The organism is Bacteroides salyersiae (genome assembly GCF_031172035.1).
Classification (GTDB): Bacteria; Bacteroidota; Bacteroidia; order Bacteroidales; family Bacteroidaceae; genus Bacteroides; species Bacteroides salyersiae.
Genome location: NZ_CP133452.1, coordinates 1,863,408 through 1,881,648 on the forward strand (window position 1 = coordinate 1,863,408; position 18,241 = coordinate 1,881,648).

An 18,241-nucleotide genomic window follows, 5' to 3' on the forward strand; every position below is an offset into this window, starting at 1 on the left:
TAAGATGAAGAAATATTTTCTAATGGGTCTTTTCTTTTTCTCTCTGGTCTCTTGCCAGAGAGAAATCGATAAGTATTATGAGATTCCGGATTGGTTGAAAGGAAATGCTTATGAAGTGATGGAAGATAGAGGTAATTTCTCTATTTTCATGAAAGCGGTGGATCGGAGTAGTTATGCAAGCCTGGTAAAAGGGAAAGGTATTGTTACCGTAATGGCGCCTACCGATGATGCTTTTAGTGCTTATTTGACTAAACATAATTATGGTTCAGTAGAGGATATTTCTCAAACAGAACTGGATAAGTTGATAGGGTATCATTTGATTTACTATTCATATACGAAACAAAACTTTATGTTTTATAATCCGAATGGGATAGATGCCGAATTGGAAAATCCGGGGACTTATTTTAAGTTTAGAACTAAAAGTCGCGATGCTATCTCTACAGTGAAGGATTATGCGAACGGCGGTGTTATTCGTAAGATTATGCATAAGGATCGCTTTATTCCTGTCATTTCAAATTATTCATTGTCCGGTTGGAGTAGCTCGCCTAAAGATGAGTATGAGAAAATGTTCCCGGGATCGACTTATGGCGGTGGAACGAATAATTTTAATATTTCTAATGCCGGCATTGTCGGTGATGAAATAGTAACGGATAACGGTTATTTATATGTAGTCGATCAGGTACTTGAACCTCTTGAAACTTTGTATACGGAAATGAGCCACGAAGGTTCGGAATACACCAAGTTCGCTGCTATGTATGATCGCTTTGTGAAATATGAATACGATGAAGATGCTACAGCTGATTATGGTAATGGTGATTCTTTATTTGTACATTCTCATTATTCTTTACCTTCCATAGCATGTGAATGGACGAATTTGTCAGAATATTCTATTCCTGATTATGCTCAGCTAAATTATTTGTCTTCTATTTCTTTTACAGTGTTGGCCCCTGATAATGCAGCAATTGATGAATTCTATCGAAAATATTGGGCAAATTCTTTTTCTTCATTGGAGGAGGTTAATTATGTTCCTTTATATTATTTTATGAGTGCGCATGCCGGAGAGTATAGGGGTAAAATGATGACATCGACTGCTCTGTCTGCGATTATTAATATGGAGGATCGTTATGACGGCACTACAATAACAGAACCTGACTATGTGAAAGTTTGTACAAATGGTATTTTGGGGGGAATGAAGGGCAATGTGATCACTCCTGAGCCTTTTGAATCTCCGATGGCTCCGGCTCTTTGTAATAAGGATTATAATATTTTTGCTTTAATAGCTCATAGGGGTGGTCTTATAAGTAAGATCCAATCGATAAACGAGACTCAATTTAATATATTTTTTCCGAGTGACGACATGTTGAAAAGAACCGAGTATAATGGTGACTTCATCCAATACTTGAAAGGAAATCCTTATATAATTAATGATGAACAAATACAAGTTGCTAATGCTGAAGACGGGACATTGGGTAATCTGAATACTACTCAGGCACAGGAAATAGCAGGTGCACATGTAATGGATAATGTGCTTTCTACTCGTAATGGTGGTACAGAGATAATTTATAGCTCTTATAATGATTTCGAATATCTGTATAGAGTTAATGATGAAATCTATTCTTCGGCTACATGGAATTCAAAAGCATTAGGTAATGAAGTATCTGTACCCACTGCGAAGCTGATAAAAGATTACGGAGAATTCGGGGCATCCTATGCTTTGGAAGGAGATAATACGACGGTTGCCTTATTGCCGGAACAGGCGAACTTTAAAGATCGTGTCATGCAAGACAAAAACATGAATGATTATAAAGGGATCAATGTGTATTTGAATGCATCAAACGTTGGAAAAGGAGATAATGCGTTTAGTTTTATACAAGGTAACCGCTTTATCATTTTTATCCCAACCAATGAAGCAGTAATGGCAGATATGACTACCGGTCCCAAACGATTTCCTGTAACTGGCTCTATGGATCAAAGAAATATGTATGTGACCAGTCTTTTTATTGATGTTTCTTCCAGTGGATTAGTAGATTATCCTTTCCCTGTTACAGGTAAGCGGACAGAAAAAGTACTTACGACATTTGGAACCAAAACTGTAAATGGGAAGAAAGAAAGCATTACAGTTACACTAATCAATGAAGCAGATGGCAGTATGAAGTTGAGGGATGCGAAAGGCAATGAAGTGAATGTAACTTCCTATTTCCCTTATATCTATGCTGACGGTGCAGCTTACGTGATAGATGGTGTATTGGATTTATTGAATTAATATAGAATAGAGAAAAATGAAAAGGAATCGAAATATAATCTTGACATTGCTACTGTTGGCTTGCGTACAATCGATATGGGCGCAACAAGTGTTGACGGGTACAGTAATGGATAAAGTTTTTAATGAACCGTTGATGGGGGCCAATGTATATGTCACGAATGCTTCGAACCGTTCTTTGGGTGGTTGCATCGTTGATATCAATGGTAAATACAGATTGTCTATCCCTGATCAGAAAGGGTTGTCTATTGTATTCTCTTTTATAGGATATAAAACACAAACGATTAAATATACCGGGCAGAAAGAGCTTAATGTAACTTTGGATGAAGAAGGTATGTCTTTGGATGCTGTAGAAATTACAGCAAAGAAGATAGAACGAAATTCAATGGGACAGTCTGCCCGTGAAATGATATCGGCTACGCAAAAACTAAGTTTGGGTAGTTTGGATACGGCTCCGGTAACTTCTGTAACCGAAGCTTTACAAGGAGCAATGGCGAATGTGGATATTTTGACTGGTGCTGATCCGGGTTCCGGTAGTTCAATCCGTATTCGCGGTACTTCTTCATTGAATGCTTCCAGTCAACCTTTGTTTGTGGTAGATGGTGTACCTTTGCCTGTAGATGTAGACGATGATTTTAGTTTTGCTTCGGCCAACTCCGAAGATTACGGTTCGTTACTGAATATATCTCCGGCAGATATAGAGTCTATTGAGGTGTTGAAAGATGCTGCTGCAACTGCGGTATGGGGGTCTAAAGGTGCTAATGGTGTTTTACTGATTAAAACGAAGAGAGGTAGTAAAGGACGTTTGCAGTTTAACTTCAATACAAAATATGAATTTAGCAAGGAGCGTACCGGAGTGAAGATGCTGAATGCAAATCAGTACATTTCGATGATTCAGGATGCTATTTATAATACAGTATCCGATTTAGGAGCTCAGTCTTCTAAGTCACAAGAGTATCTGAAACTTTTATACAATACAAAAGAAATCGGTTTTGATCCTGCATGGCAATATTTTAATGAATACAATCAAGATGTTAACTGGTTGGATGAAATAACTCAAAACGGCTATACTACAGATAATACTTTTTCTGTATCCGGTGGTGGTGATAAAGCAAATTATCGTCTTTCATTGGGATATTTAAATCAGGAAGGTACGACAATCGGTACTGCTTTCGAGCGTTTTAGTACGTCATTCAATACGGATTACCGTTTTTCTGACAAGTTGGATATTTCTTTGCAATATAGCTTCTCACGCGGAGTGACAGATGCAGCTTATACAGATGACACCGATCAATTGAAAAAAGCATCTGTACGTGGACATGCTTTGACGAAAATGCCCAATATGAGTCCTTATGTGATTGGTGCAGACGGACAGCGTACCGGTGAATATTTCACTCCTTATGAATCATTCGGTATGACTTTTGCTAATGATAAAGTATATAATCCGGTAGCGATGGTTAATGAGGCCACTAATCGTACAATTGCAACAAACAGTCGTATGACTTTCGTTTTGCATGCAAAATTATTTAAAGATCTGGATTATTTTGGGACGGTAGGTTTCAATGGACAGTTTTCGAAAATTAATCGTTTCTTACCTCAAAGTGTAACGGGAGTTGCGTTTGAGCACAGTTCTTCTGCACTGAATTATGATATCGGTAAAGATGTTTTATACTTAACTACTGAAAACCGTTTAGTGTATAATAAGACAGTAAGCGATGATCATAAATTCTTGGTGAGTGCTATTTTCCAGACAGGAGATAAAACGACCAGTACTTATAGTAGTAAGGCTGCCAATACAGCTTCTTCGGGGATAACATCGCCCATTGCAGGTAGTACTATCTTGAAAGGTGGTTCCGGACGTACGGTAAATCGCGATATGGGAGGTACGCTGAATGCACAATATATTCTGCAAGGGAAGTATATGTTTAACGGTGGTTATCGTATGGAGGCCAGTTCTGCTATGGATGCAAGTAGCCGTTGGAAAGGATTTCCGACATTCGGCGTAGCTTGGCATTTGGGTGAAGAAGAGTTTATCAAGCGTTTAGGATTTATTTCTTTAATCAAAATACGTTATAGTTGGGGACAGTCTGGTAATGCACCTTCCGGAACATCTCCGTATATCGGAACATTCGAAGCGGTGACTCCCGGTTATGGCGATATGAATGCTGTAAAACCGGCAAGTCCGGATTTAACTCATCTGAAGTACGAGACGATTACTTCTAACAATATCGGTGTGGACTTTGGCTTATTTTCTGATAAAGTGAACTTTACATTTGAATTATATAAGAAAGTCACGGATGATTTGTTGCAGAAAAAAATGAAAGTGCCCAGCTCAACAGGACTTTCCACTGTTGCTTGGTATAACTCCGGTAAGATTCAGAATAAAGGTTGGGAGTTTAATATTGACATTGCAGCTGTTAAAACGAAAGATTGGAGTTTTAATTTTGGATTTAATATATCACAAAATAAGAATGAAATTCTGGAACTACCCGAAAATAAAAATGATGAACTATATACATTCGGAAATAAAAACTATGCATACAGTGTAATGATGGGTGACCCGCTGGGTTCTTTCTATGGATATAGATATAAAGGTGTATACCAGAATGTAGAAGAAACCTATGCTGTAAATACCAGTGGACAGCGTATTTTGGATATTGATGGTAATCCGGTGGTGATGAAGAATGGTGACCAGAAAGTTTATCCGGGTGATGCACGATATGAAGATGTGAATGGTGACGGTGTGATCGATGAAAACGATATTGTGTATTTGGGTAATAGTAATCCGACGTTGACCGGCGGTCTTAATTTTACTCTTCGTTATAAAAAAGTCAGTTTAGTAGCTGCTTTCCATGGGCGTGCCGGGCAGAAGGTTATCAACCAGGCCCGTATGGATATGGAAAATATGCGTGGAAAGAATAATCAGAGTGTAGCTGTATTGAGACGTTGGAGAAGTGAGGGGGATGATACAGATATTCCAAGAGCTTTGTATGACAAAGGCTATAACTATTTAGGTTCAGACCGTTTTGTTGAAGACGCTTCTTTTTTACGTTTGAAGACTGTGACTTTGAAATACCAAATGCCGGCCAAATGGATGAAAGCGATAGGAGTGAATAAGTTGGAACTCTATGCAACCGGTTATGATATGTTTGTTTGGACAAAATATAAAGGACAGGACCCGGAGGTTAACTTAAAGGCTGCCAATGACGGTACAGTAGCGCAGGTGGCTATTGACTCAAATAATACACCAAAACCATTTAAGATTGCGTTCGGCTTAAATTTGAATTTCTAAATAGGGAAGAAGTGATGAAAAAGATTAAATATTATATTTTAGGACTTTTAGTTACATGTTCCGTTTCATCGTGTGAGGATTATCTGACGGTGCTTCCGGAAAACAATCAAAGTAGCTTTGAGTATTGGGAAACAAAAGAAGACGTGGAGGCGGTACTTGCTGCCGGGTATGTGAATCTTAGAAGTTGTGTCGAAACGTTTTTATTGTGGGGCGAAGCCCGTGGCAATGGTTTGGATTATCTGTCAACATCCGGTTCAGATTTGCAAAAAGCAGGTCGTAAACTCCGTGACTTCGATATTTTGCCTGATAACAAATTATGTGATTATAGTAAACCGTATGCTGCAATTGCAATGGCGAATGCCGTTATTAAATATGCATCGGACGTTGTAGAGAAAGACCCTTCTTTTGATAGGAATATGTGTCGCTCATTTATGGCGGAAGCTTTCTTCCAACGTTCATTGGCATACTTTTATTTGGTACGCACCTTTAAGGATACTCCGTTTGTTGTCGAACCTTATGTAGATGACAGTGCACCGTATGTGATGGGTAAGACCGATGGCACTACCATTCTGAAATCATGTATCAGTGATTTGGAAACGTACTTGCCTAATGCAAAAGAATTTTTTCCGGAAGTGGATAATGATGATCCGATTAATACCAAAGGACGTGCTACGCAGTGGGGTATTCATGCATTGCTGGCCGATATGTATTTGTGGATGGGTGATTATGATAATTGTATTTCACATTGTAATTCTGTCATTAGTTCCGGTAGAGTCGGTTTGATTAATAACGGATTTATGAACTTTTTCCCGGGCAATAGTAATGAAGGTATTTTTGAGATACAATACAGCAATCCGAAAAGCCAGACCAATAGTTTTCAAACTTGGTTTAAAAGTTCAAGTGACGGCTATTATAAAATAACAGAGTATGTGAACGGACTGTTCGATATGGAGTCCAATGATATTCGTGGATTAAATTACACTTATAATGCGGACGGATATATCTGGAAATATCTGGGTGTGGATAAAACGACTGCACGGGCAGCTTCCGAAAATGATCAGAATTATATCATCTATCGTTTGGCGGATGTGTTGTTGATGAAAGCGGAAGCACTTATCATGCAAGGACACAACGAAGATGCTGCCGATTTGATAGATCGTACTCGCGAACGTGCAGGTTTGGGAGAGACAACCCTAAGTGATGATCGTATGGTAATGCTGGAGACTTTATTAGTAGAACGTCAGAAAGAGTTTTTTGGTGAAGGTAAAAACTGGTTTGACTTATTGCGTATCGGATTAAGAAGTGAACAATTGAATGATACCCAATATAAGACGCTTTTTGTCGAACAAGCTTTAAAGGCAGTGGGTGCTTCTCGACAGTCGTTAGGACGTGCTACTTTAGCAAACTCGGGCTCTTGGTATTTACCTTATTCGGAGGATGAGTTGAGCAAAAATCCTTTATTGGAGCAGAGTGATTATTATCAGAGTATTAGTAACTAATATAATATAAAATAGCGATATGAAACGCATAATGATTTTATTTGCTGCAGTATTCTCGTTGATATGGGGGGGATGTTCCGATCCATTCGAGAACCAGGCCTTCCGAGAAACAGATAAGATGCCGGCAGCCAGTTATATGGAAGCTAACAGTTCGACTTATTCTTTGTGGGTCGATCTATTGAACTATACAGGACTGTTTAATACAGTCAATTTGAAAATGGATTATACTTGTTTTGTTCCCGACAATGACGCAATGAGCGCTTTTCTACAAAAGAAAGGAATTTCATCGGTTCAGGGATTGAACAAGGAAGAGGCTGCAAATTTGGTGCGCTATCATACTATCGCATCTCATCAGTATACCTCTTCAGACTTCTCTGACGGGATGTTTCCTGATTCTACAGCCAGTGGTGATTATCTAAGCTTGGATATGCGCGACGGTGGACTTGAAGCGATGTATATTAACAACGAAGCCCGGATTAAGAGATTAAATACGATGACGACCAACGCGGTAATCCATACGTTAGAGTCGGTGCTGACCCCTGTTACAGGTATGATTGTGGATAATTTGGGAGAAGAGTTTTCGTTCATGAAGAATTTGTTGGAAGTGACCGGATATAAGGATATGCTGTCAACTCTGTATGTGAATGACGTGAAAAGACGTTATACGCTGTTTGCTGTCCCTAATGCCGTATTTACAGAAGCTGGAATTGAATTAAATGTTGCTTCGTTAGCTGCATATTTAGGAGAGACCGATACAAATTACGATGAGGAACAAAACCTTGTGTCCCGTTATGTCGCTTATCACATTGCTACTACGGCTTATTCATATGCTGACTTGAATGCGGATATTGATAACAATACCTCTAAAAATATCACAATGGCTGCTTCGAATTCATTGATGAGCTGTAATTTGGTGAATGATGCTTTTTATTTGAACTATGATAAAGGGACGCAGAAAGGGATTACTGTTACAGAGAAGAATATCAATTGTAAGAATGGTGTAATTCATGTAGTAGACGGGCTGTTGGAAGAAGTTGTTCCGAAAGCTACTACCGTGAAATGGGATTTGACGGACTATGAAGAGTTAGGAGCCATCTGTGAGAAGTTCCAGTTGGCCAATTTATCAGCGACTTACCTTTACACTTATTTGGGATTTGACTATCCTTCATGTTATACGTACTCTTCTTCTTATTTTGACTATTATCTGGCCAATAAGAATGAGGTAGCTTATAAATGTGTGAATCATGATTGCCTGCGTTTCCGTTTCTCCAAATATGGATGGATACAAATGCGTACTCCGATGATTATTGCAGGTAAATACACTGTTTCTTTAGCGCATTATAATGTCGCTGCCAAAGAGAAAGGTGGAAAATGGGCTGTTATCATTGATGGTGAATATGTGGGCGGACAGGTAACTACTACCGGTGAGTCTACCTCTAAAAGTTCCTATTCTACTGTAAAGGTCGGTGAAGTGGAATTCGCAGAATCTGTGACGCATACAGTACGTTTCCTTTCGGGAAGTACCGAAACGTCTTATTTGGATTGTTTAATCTTCGAACCTGTTAAAGAATAAAAGTTATGAATAAGTCAATCATATATTTATGTATGCTGTTTGCAATGGTATTCATTTCCTGCGGAGATAAATGGGATGAATATTATAATGGCAATGACGGATCCAAGGAAGAAGAATTGGATCAGACCCTTCAGGAGTTTTTTGCAGAACACAGTGAGTATAATGCATTTTACAAAGAACTGGAGTTGTGCGGTCTTGATGAAGAACTGACAAAAGATCAACAATTAACCCTTTGGGTAGTAAATGACGATGCTATGGCGGCTTCGGGTATAGACAAGGATGATACTTTGCGTATGAAATACCACATGAATTATCTGCCTTTTCTGCAAAGTGATTTAAAGGACGGGCTTCGCATTCCTACTTTGAACAATATTTATCTGCAAATAACCAGACAAGGAGAAGAAGTGTACGTAAACCGTTCGAAGGTGGAGTCTTCCTACCGTTTGAAGAATGGCGTAGTGCATGTAATCAGTGAATTGATGAAATCAAAAATAAATATGTTTGATTACATTAAATCATTACCGGATGAATATTCTATGTTCCGTGATTCTATAATGAAAAATAATGAGATGCTTTTTGATAAAGCCAACTCAATTCCAACAGGAGTAGATATAACCGGTAATACGGAATACGATTCTGTGTTCTATGTTTATAATCCCTTGTTTGAGAAAGCACAGTTCAATTCAGAGTTTAAGCAGTTTACTTTATTTCTTCCGGATAATGAGGTGTTGAAAGATTGCTTTACAAAGTTAAACACACAGTATAAAGCAATGGGAAAAACGGTTACGGCAGTAGATTCGGCTAATGCTATGACTTGGATAAAAGAAGCGGCTTTCTACACCGGAGAATTGAAAACCTTCACTGATGCTGATATTTCTTCTGCTTTTGGAAGGATATGGCGGCCTGGGATTCAAGAGATTGATCAAAGTAGTATGGAAGAATTAAGTAATGGTATTTTGTATAAGATGACAGAGGTAAAGATTCCTACTAATTATATTTTGACTCGTATTAAATCGTTGGTACATTATTATGAATATCTGACTGAAGCGGAACAGCAACAGTATTATACTTTCATGAATACGACTAAGATTTCTATTTTTGAGGATTCTGCGACTCCGAAACCGGAGATTTTGTCGAACTATTACATTTTGGATTTGAATGGAGATGAAGAAGCTTCTGATTTCTGGGTGGAATTTCCTCCGTTGGAACGATATAGAGATAAAGATACGGATCCTTATCGGGCACGAATTATGCAAGTTCCTTGTGGTGAATACGATTTATATATGGGATTCCATAGTAGCGGTCACCCGTATGTCAATGTTTATTTTGACGGTGATACGGATGGAACGACTTCTTCACCGGATGCTAATATGCAATTAATAGGTTCTAATCTTTCTATCGTATCATCTACTCCGTGGAATTTTGACCGTGTAAATGAGACAACGGCCGACCTGTATGGTGATAAAATTGTGAAGTGGGACGGATTGGGTGGACCGGTAGGTACTGTAACTGTCAAAGGTGATGGTATGAGCTCTTTCCGAATTCGTGTAGAGTTCTATAAAGGTGATAGTAAAAAGTTACGCATTTATCACTGGGCATTGAAGCCTTCGGCTAATAATTATTAATCTTAAGCATTAGAGCAATGAATAAGTATAAAATTATATTGATAATATTCTTTTCCATCCTGAGCCTTTCAAATTTAATGGCACAGAAAGGTGGAATAAAAGTTTCGGGTAAAGTGGTTAGTTCCTATGCTAACCGGCCCTTGCCTGATGCAATAATTACCATATCGGGTGTGGACAAAACTGTGGAGTGTGACAGTCTTGGGCGTTTCTCTGTAGATGGCGTACCGGCAAAAGCCACAATTTCGGTATGGTGTCCCGGTTTCTATACCAAAGAAGAACCGGTTGCTAATCGTGAACAGGTACAGATTGTGATGATACCCGAAGACATGAAGGGGTATTCCGAGAAAGTGACGTTACCGTTTCGCGGAATGGTCGTTCAGAAGAATAAGTCGACCAACTTGAGTTCGGTAAGTAAGAATGGGTTGAACTTAAACTTGACAGACGTTGAGGAGGGGTTTAGAAACATTCCGGGGCTTCAATTGATATCAAAAAGCGGACAAAGCCAGGAAGGCAGTTTCTTTAGTATCCGTGGTGTGAATACGATGATTGCCAATTCTACTCCGTTGATCGTGGTTAATGGAGTACCTTATATGCCTGATATGAATGAATCGGGTATTATCGGTGGATACTCCAAGGATATTTTTAATATTCTGAATGTTCAGGACATAGAAAACATAACGGTTTTGAAAGGTACAGATGCTGCCATGTATGGTTCTTTAGGTTCCAATGGAGTAATAATGATTGAAACGGATAAAGCAGCCGATTTGGATACTAAAGTAGAGTTTATAGGCCAATACGGATTATCCTGGAATACTTCTACATTGCCGGTATTGGGCGTAGACGATTATAAAAGCTTGATGGGAAATGTGGCTTTGACGAAATATGAAGATATGTCTGATGCGTTGAATGCTTTTCCGTATTTGAAAGATGATCCTGAATTTTATTACAAGTATCTGTATAATAACAATACCGATTGGCAGGATTTGATTTATCGGAATGCTTTTGTTACGGATAATGTATTGAAAATTAAGGGTGGTGATGCTATTGCTAAATATGATTTTTCTATTGGAGTAAAAAATAAACAAGGAACAGTGGAAGAGACGAATTCGTCGAAATATTATGCCCGTATGAATGCGGATGTGACATTGAGTAAAAACGTTTCTTTGTTCTCGACCATTTCGTTTGCTTATACTAATAATCGGGTGGCCGAGCAGGGAATGGTGCTTGAAACCAATCCTCTTCTGACTGCTTTACGCAAAGGTCCGTTATTTTCGCCTTATAACAAAGATGACAAGAATAACCTTTTGCCCGATTTTGCATCCATTCGTGACGAAGACGGAGCATTGATTGTGAACAATAGTGTAAGTAATCCGTTGGCAGTCGTTAACGATGTCGAAATGAAAGAGCACGCTTATGATGTGCTTCTTGATGCCGGGTTGCAATACCGCATCAATGAGAATTGGAAACTGAAAGCCACCTTCGGATTAAATTATAATTTGAAACAGGAAGATGCATTTGTTCCCGGGATGAGTTCTATGACAATCATGCCTTTGGATAATCAGTTAGCCAAAAACACAGTACGTTCGGCAGAAGGAACGACATTGAACACATATTATGCTTTGAATTTATCTTATCTTAAAAAGATTGCCCATATACATACAATTGCCGCCTCTTTGGGTGGACAAATTGCAATGAATAGCATTGATTATAATGCAGGAAGTGGATACAACACCGCAAATGACTATTATAAGACACTGAACAATGTGCAATCTATCGGACGTAACTATTTTGGATATATAAATAAATGGAATTGGATGAATTATAATGCTTCTGTGAAGTATAATTATAATAATCAATTCTTTGCTGGCGCCAATCTGGCAGCAGACGGTTCATCTGCAGTGGGGGCTGACGCGGCTCGTATTTATCTTTACCCGGCTGTCAATGCAGCTTGGAACATCCGCAATACATTGTTTAAGAATGTTACTTTCTTGAACGATGTGAATTTACGTACGGAATATGTGATGACCGGTAATAGCCGCTTTGCATCTTCTATCGGCGAATATTACTATTTGAACAGAGTATTTAAAGGGCTTTCCGGATTGGTACGCGCAGGGATACCCAGTGTGAAAATTACCCCTGAAAGAACAAATACCTGGAATTTAGGCTTGGATGTGGCTATGTTTAATAACCGTTTGACGTTCTCTTTGGATTATTTCGACAGCAGAAGCAAAGACTTGATTATGCCTGTAACGATTTCTTCGGTATATGGAACGGATTGCATGTACCGTAATTTAGGCGAAGTTTCTAATAAAGGTATCGAATTTGGTGCACAGCTTGCTTTGATTCAGAATCGCGATTTCAAATGGTATGTAGGTGGTACGATTTCTACCAATAAGAATGAAGTGAAGAGTTTGGGCGGAGAGAATTCGATGATTCTTTCCATGAGTGATGGCTCTGCCGTTATTTCTGAAGTGGGACAACCGTTGTACTCTTTCTATGGCTATCAGACGGATGGTGTGTTTGCAACGGATGACGCTGTTGTTGCTGCCGGAAAAGACGGACAGGCATTGACTAATGCTATCGGGGTTGCTTTTGCCGCCGGTGATATGCGTTTTGTCGATCAGAACGGTGATGGTAAGATAGATAAGGAGGATCGCGTGAATTTGGGTAACGCCCTTCCAGACTTTTATGGAACTTTCTATACTAATTTCCAATACAAGGGGCTGGCAGTATCAGCCGTATTTGGTTATAGCAAAGGAAATAAAATGTATAATGCCGTAAGACGTACCATGGAATCCATGTCTGATTTTTCCAATCAGTTGACTTCCGTAACGCGGCGGTGGATGTATGAAGGCCAGATAACGGATATTCCTCGTGCCGTATATGGTGACCCGATGGAAAACAGTCGCTTTTCTGATCGCTGGATAGAGGATGCTTCTTATTTGAAACTGAAAGAGTTGATGGTAAGTTATAAGTTTAATCTGTTTGCCGGGACTACCGTGTTTGTTGCTGCCGAGAACTTATTTACTGCTACCAAATATCTGGGTATGGATCCGGAAACAATGTACTCTTATGATAGCTCTATGCGTGGCTTTGATTACGGTAAGATAGCTTCTCCACGCACTGTGAAGTTAGGTTTTAAAGTTCAATTCTAATATTAAAGGTGAAGATTATGAAAAAGAAAATATATTTCCTGGCTTTGTTATTTCCCCTGTTGTCCGGGTGCGATGATTTCTTTGCACCTAATACGGATGATACATTGCTGGAAAAAGATTATATCGGTACTTCTTATGAGTTGTATACCGGATATATGGGGTTGGCTGCCTGTGTGCAGGATGTAGTAGATCAGGCAATGTTCTTGGAAGGCCTTCGTGGCGACCTGCTGGAACCTACTACTAATGCTCCGGTAGAAATGTGGGACGTTTATAATTACAAGGATTTGCAACAGCCGTTCTCTGATAATGCATTGGCCGATCCTAAAGGGTTTTATGCCGTGATATTGAATAGTAATGACTATCTGGAGCATGTATTTGAATATAAAGAGAAGTATCCTACTGTATTGTCGACAAGTGATTATAATGGTATTATAGGTGGAGCATTGAGATACAAAGCCTGGGCATATCTGATGCTTGCTAAAATTTATGGAGAAGCGGTTTATCTGGATGATCCTTTGGCCACTTATCAGGATTTGTCTCAATATCCGGTGCTTAAGTTTGATGGAATTATCGATAAATGCATCGATCTGATTGAAACGGGTATGAATGGTGTCAATGGGAAAGGGGATATCCGTTGGTCTAATACTTTATATCCGGGTCAAGGCGACTCTCCCGAATCATTGGAATGGAACCGTATTTGTCCCACTCCCGAGTGTTTGTTGGCAGAATTGTATTTGTATAAGACTAAAAAAGAGAATACTGATGAGGAGAACGCTGTTTATTATCAGAAGGTATGGGATAACTGTGTGAGTATCATTCGTACAGGGGGAACTCAAGAGGCCAGTTTTACTTTGAATAAGTCAAAGTATGAGGGATCATGGAGTCAGTTGTTTTCAACGACCTCGTATAATCGTCAGGACCATATCTCCGTTGCTTTCTATGATTATAGCAAAAAGCAGACGAACCATGTAATTGAGTATTTCTCTAATACTTATCCCAATAAATATTATCTGCGTCCGGCTGCGGCTGCCGTAACCCGTTGGGAAAAGAGCGGAGCTAATGACCAGAAATATCGGGGTATCAATAAGTCTTATAAAGAAAGTACGGAAGGATTGATTTTTTATAAATTCCTGGGGGCTCATACTACCAGTGATTATATTTATCGTAATGACGTACCCTTGTGTTACTATAAAGCTGCTGATATTCACTTATGGCTGGCCGAAGCCTGCGCCGGATTGGGACGTTATCGCGAAGCACTGCAATTCCTTAACGGTCAGTCTTCTGCCCGACAGAATTTCGGCTCGCTCTATAATAAGAATGCTAATATGTTCGATCCTCCATTCTCTGACTATCCTATTTGCCTTTATCAGTGTGTAGGCAAAGAAAGTCAGTTGAATTGTCAGGGCGTTCGTGGTCGTGTGAATGTACCGGCTGTGGGAGAATGGATATTGGGAGAAGACGAAACCACCAACGATGTGATTGTTGAACCCGAATATGCCCATTGGATGGTAGACTCGCTGCTTGTAGAAGAATCGAGATTGGAGTCTGCCGGTGAAGCACGTACTTATTACACGATGTTGCGTTCGGCAAGACGCTGGGGCGACAAGGCACGTAAGATATGGGCGGATAAGGTTGCTGAGAAATATACTACTGCGACTTCTGTAGGCAGCAATCTGGAAGCAACTGAGGAGAACTGGTTTATAAAATATGATTTGAAGTTGAATAAGTAAGATCGAATGAAGAAATTAAGCATAGTATTATGGTTTTTGCTCCTTGGAGGCATGATGATGCCTCTTTGGGGGCAGGCCCAGGAAAAGTTGGGGAGAGGCGTTGTTGCCGTGAAGTCTTCCGACGGTGTGTTCCTGTCTTGGCGCAGTCTGGCCACGGATACAAGAAAATTAGGTTTCGATATCTACCGGGATGGCGTGAAGATTACGGCTGCTCCGGTAGTAACCACTACTAATTATGTCGATAAAGACGGTACGGTCGATTCCCGTTATGTCCTTAAAGGAATATTGGATGGTACAACGACCGAGACAACGAAAGAAGTGACCGTATGGGCAGAGCAATTTAAGAAAATTCCTCTGAAACGTCCGGAAGGCGGAGTGACTCTGCCCTATGATGTGGTTCAGACAGATAAAGATAAAACCCGTGAAACGTATCCCGACGGGCAGGAGTACACATATACTCCGAATGATTGCAGCGTAGGCGATGTGGATGGAGACGGAGAATATGAAATTATAGTGAAATGGGATCCTACCAATTCGCGTGATAACTCTTTCTATGGATATACGGGAAATGTATATCTGGACTGTTATAAATTGGACGGTACTTTTATGTGGAGAATTGATCTCGGAAAGAACATCCGCGCCGGTGCCCACTATACTCAGTTTATGGTATACGATCTGGACGGTGACGGCAAGGCCGAAATTGCTTGTAAGACGGCACCGGGAACAATCGATGGTCAGGGCAAATTTGTAATTATGGGCAGTGATGATCCTAATGCCGATTACCGCTCTTCCGGAAGCAAGGCCGGGATTGTAGTGGACGGCCCCGAATATCTGACTGTTTTTAACGGGCAGACGGGAGCAGAGATTTCAACAATTGCCTATAGTCCTCTTCGCGGAAATATCAACGATTGGGGCGATGGATACGGGAACCGTTCGGAACGTTATCTGGCATGTGTCGCTTACCTTGATGGAGTAAAACCGAGTCTGGTGATGTGTCGTGGATATTATGCACGTACCTCACTGACTGCATATGACTTTGACGGAACGAAACTGACGATGAGATGGGCACATGACTCCAAAGTATCCGGTTCGGGTGCTTTCGGACAGGGAAACCATAACTTGTCGGTAGCCGATGTGGACGGTGATGGATGTGATGAGATCGTTTATGGTGCCTGTGTCATCGATCATGATGGAAAAACACTCTATCGCACCGGGTTAGGGCATGGAGATGCCATTCATCTTTCCGATCTGGATCCCGATTTGGAAGGACTGGAAGTATTTTCACCTCATGAAGAAAAAACGGCTGCTTATGGATATGAGATGCATTCCGCCGGAACGGGTGAAGTCATCTTCGGCGAGAAGACCGGAACGGATGTGGGACGTGGCATTGCTGCGGATATCGATCCGAACTATCGTGGGTTTGAAATGTGGTCTACGGCCAATGGAAATGTGTACGATTGCAAAGGAAATATAATCGCGACTAAGAATCGTCCTTCAGTGAACTTCAGAGTATATTGGGACGGTGATTTGCAGGATGAATTGCTGGATGGGGTGAAGATAGACAAGTGGAACGGTACGAAAGTGAATCGTATGATTACTCTGTCCGATTATAGCAATGCCGCTTCTTGCAATTCTACCAAAGCCACTCCCAACCTGAGTGCCGATATCTTTGGCGACTGGCGCGAAGAGGTCATTCTGTGGGATTCGAAGACGTGTTCCGACCTGTTGGTTTTCACAACGGTGATACCTACTGAATATAAAATAACGACTCTGATGCACGATCACGTTTATCGTATGGGAGTTGCCTGGCAGAATGTTGCTTACAATCAACCTCCTCATTTAGGCTATTACTTAGGAGATTGGGACACGGAAAATGCTTCATTTGCAAAGAAAGGAATCGGCTTTTTGAATCAGTCGGTAGAATTGGGCGAAGCGATTTCTCCTATTTCATATTCCTGGAAGAATGCCGAAGATGTAAAAATTACCGGGTTGCCGGAAGGGCTTACCGTTACGGTGGATAAGGAAGAGTGTCTCTTTACAATTGAGGGAACTCCGGGAGCAACAGGTACTTATGCATATACTATAGAGAGTGTCGGCGGGCTTACCGTGGCAACCCTTTCCGGAACGATTAAGGTGAAAGCTCCGGTGGTATTGAACGAACTGGCTTATTTCCCGTTTGATGAGACTGCCGGTACATCGGCTGTCAATTCGGTATATGGAAGGGCCGAAGCGGTTAATTTCACTCCTACATGGATAAGCGGTGTTCGCCAACAAGCATTGGAGTTGCCTGCAACTCCTGCCAACCGCAGAATGGAACAAGCCTCTTATGATGACCTGCAATTGGGAACTAAGGATTTCAGTGTTGAGTTGTGGTTCCGTTCCGACGGCGGTACCGGTGTCGACTGGTATCTGTTCCATAAAGGCAGTCACACAAAGAATGCTTCGACCGGTGCTACCGGAAAGTGGATGGGATTGCAGTATAAGAATGGAAATCTGACATTCGGCATCGATGACGATGTTACGAAATCCAATCTGGACATTCCTGCTACCCAGTATTTCAATGGCGAATGGAATCATGTGGTTTGTGTTCGTGATGGCGAAACCAAGACATTGAAGATGTATATCAACGGTGTGTTCCAAGGCGAAGTGACTGATAAGACCGGTGATATCTCGGAATCGGAGATGTTTGTGATCGGTAACTGCAATGTAAACTTCAATACCCCGTTTACCGGTGCAATCGATGAACTTCAGATTTATGAAGGAGCGATGAGTGCTGCTAAAGCAAAGGAACGTTATGAAGCCAATAAACCGACGGGTATTTCGACGGAAAGAACTCTCCGTCCCGATGTGAATGTTTATCCGCTTTACTTTACGGATGAAATCACAATCGAGTTCCCGGTGGAGGTGTCAGGACGTGCTATGGTTTCGATGTATTCTGCTGCGGGTACGCTTGTGTATCAGACTGCCTATATGGTGGACGGAGGAGCAATACTGTACATCAGTGGGCTGGAAGGCTTGCCGAAGGGTGCCTATATGGTTGTAGTAGAAGTAGGAACAACGAAGTTTGTGAAGAAACTATTGAAATAACAGAATCAATCCGTTACCGG

At 40.7% G+C, this 18,241-nt stretch carries 8 protein-coding genes; all 8 read left to right on the top strand.

From position 1 onward, the window contains the following. Positions 1–4: 4 nt before the first annotated feature. From RB604_RS06815 to RB604_RS06850, 8 genes are read left to right on the top strand one after another with little or no spacing between them, the layout of a single operon-like run. Positions 5–2,263 (top strand): fasciclin domain-containing protein, encoded by a 2,259-nt coding sequence (locus tag RB604_RS06815; RefSeq protein ID WP_007478938.1) that lies wholly within the window; start codon positions 5–7, stop codon positions 2,261–2,263. Between the two features lie 16 nt (positions 2,264–2,279). Then, the gene (locus RB604_RS06820; RefSeq protein ID WP_007478937.1) at positions 2,280–5,552 is read left to right on the top strand and encodes a SusC/RagA family TonB-linked outer membrane protein; all 3,273 of its coding nucleotides are present in this window, start codon (positions 2,280–2,282) and stop codon (positions 5,550–5,552) included. 14 nt (positions 5,553–5,566) lie between these two features. Then, positions 5,567–7,051 (top strand): RagB/SusD family nutrient uptake outer membrane protein, encoded by a 1,485-nt coding sequence (locus tag RB604_RS06825; RefSeq protein ID WP_007478936.1) that lies wholly within the window; start codon positions 5,567–5,569, stop codon positions 7,049–7,051. A gap of 19 nt (positions 7,052–7,070) precedes the next feature. Then, complete coding sequence (locus tag RB604_RS06830) at positions 7,071–8,624, top strand: fasciclin domain-containing protein (RefSeq protein WP_055293432.1); 1,554 nt, start codon at positions 7,071–7,073, stop codon at positions 8,622–8,624. A gap of 5 nt (positions 8,625–8,629) precedes the next feature. After that, positions 8,630–10,249, top strand: a complete 1,620-nt coding sequence (locus RB604_RS06835; RefSeq protein ID WP_007478934.1) for a fasciclin domain-containing protein — start codon at positions 8,630–8,632, stop codon at positions 10,247–10,249. 17 nt (positions 10,250–10,266) lie between these two features. Then, entirely contained in the window at positions 10,267–13,404 is a 3,138-nt protein-coding gene (locus RB604_RS06840) for a SusC/RagA family TonB-linked outer membrane protein (RefSeq protein WP_007478933.1), read from the top strand. A gap of 17 nt (positions 13,405–13,421) precedes the next feature. Further along, positions 13,422–15,134: a RagB/SusD family nutrient uptake outer membrane protein gene (locus RB604_RS06845; RefSeq protein ID WP_007478932.1), complete on the top strand. Its 1,713-nt coding sequence runs from the start codon at positions 13,422–13,424 to the stop codon at positions 15,132–15,134. 6 nt (positions 15,135–15,140) lie between these two features. Then, positions 15,141–18,221: a rhamnogalacturonan lyase family protein gene (locus tag RB604_RS06850; protein WP_007478931.1), complete on the top strand. Its 3,081-nt coding sequence runs from the start codon at positions 15,141–15,143 to the stop codon at positions 18,219–18,221. Positions 18,222–18,241 lie beyond the last annotated feature (20 nt).

Excerpts from the sequence above, each read along its gene's own strand:
- RB604_RS06850 (WP_007478931.1), top strand. The coding sequence starts at position 15,141 with ATGAAGAAATTAAGCATAGTATTATGGTTTTTGCTCCTTGGAGGCATG.
- RB604_RS06820 (WP_007478937.1), top strand. The coding sequence starts at position 2,280 with ATGAAAAGGAATCGAAATATAATCTTGACATTGCTACTGTTGGCTTGC.
- RB604_RS06845 (WP_007478932.1), top strand. The coding sequence starts at position 13,422 with ATGAAAAAGAAAATATATTTCCTGGCTTTGTTATTTCCCCTGTTGTCC.
- RB604_RS06825 (WP_007478936.1), top strand. The coding sequence starts at position 5,567 with ATGAAAAAGATTAAATATTATATTTTAGGACTTTTAGTTACATGTTCC.
- RB604_RS06815 (WP_007478938.1), top strand. The coding sequence starts at position 5 with ATGAAGAAATATTTTCTAATGGGTCTTTTCTTTTTCTCTCTGGTCTCT.
- RB604_RS06830 (WP_055293432.1), top strand. The coding sequence starts at position 7,071 with ATGAAACGCATAATGATTTTATTTGCTGCAGTATTCTCGTTGATATGG.
- RB604_RS06835 (WP_007478934.1), top strand. The coding sequence starts at position 8,630 with ATGAATAAGTCAATCATATATTTATGTATGCTGTTTGCAATGGTATTC.
- RB604_RS06840 (WP_007478933.1), top strand. The coding sequence starts at position 10,267 with ATGAATAAGTATAAAATTATATTGATAATATTCTTTTCCATCCTGAGC.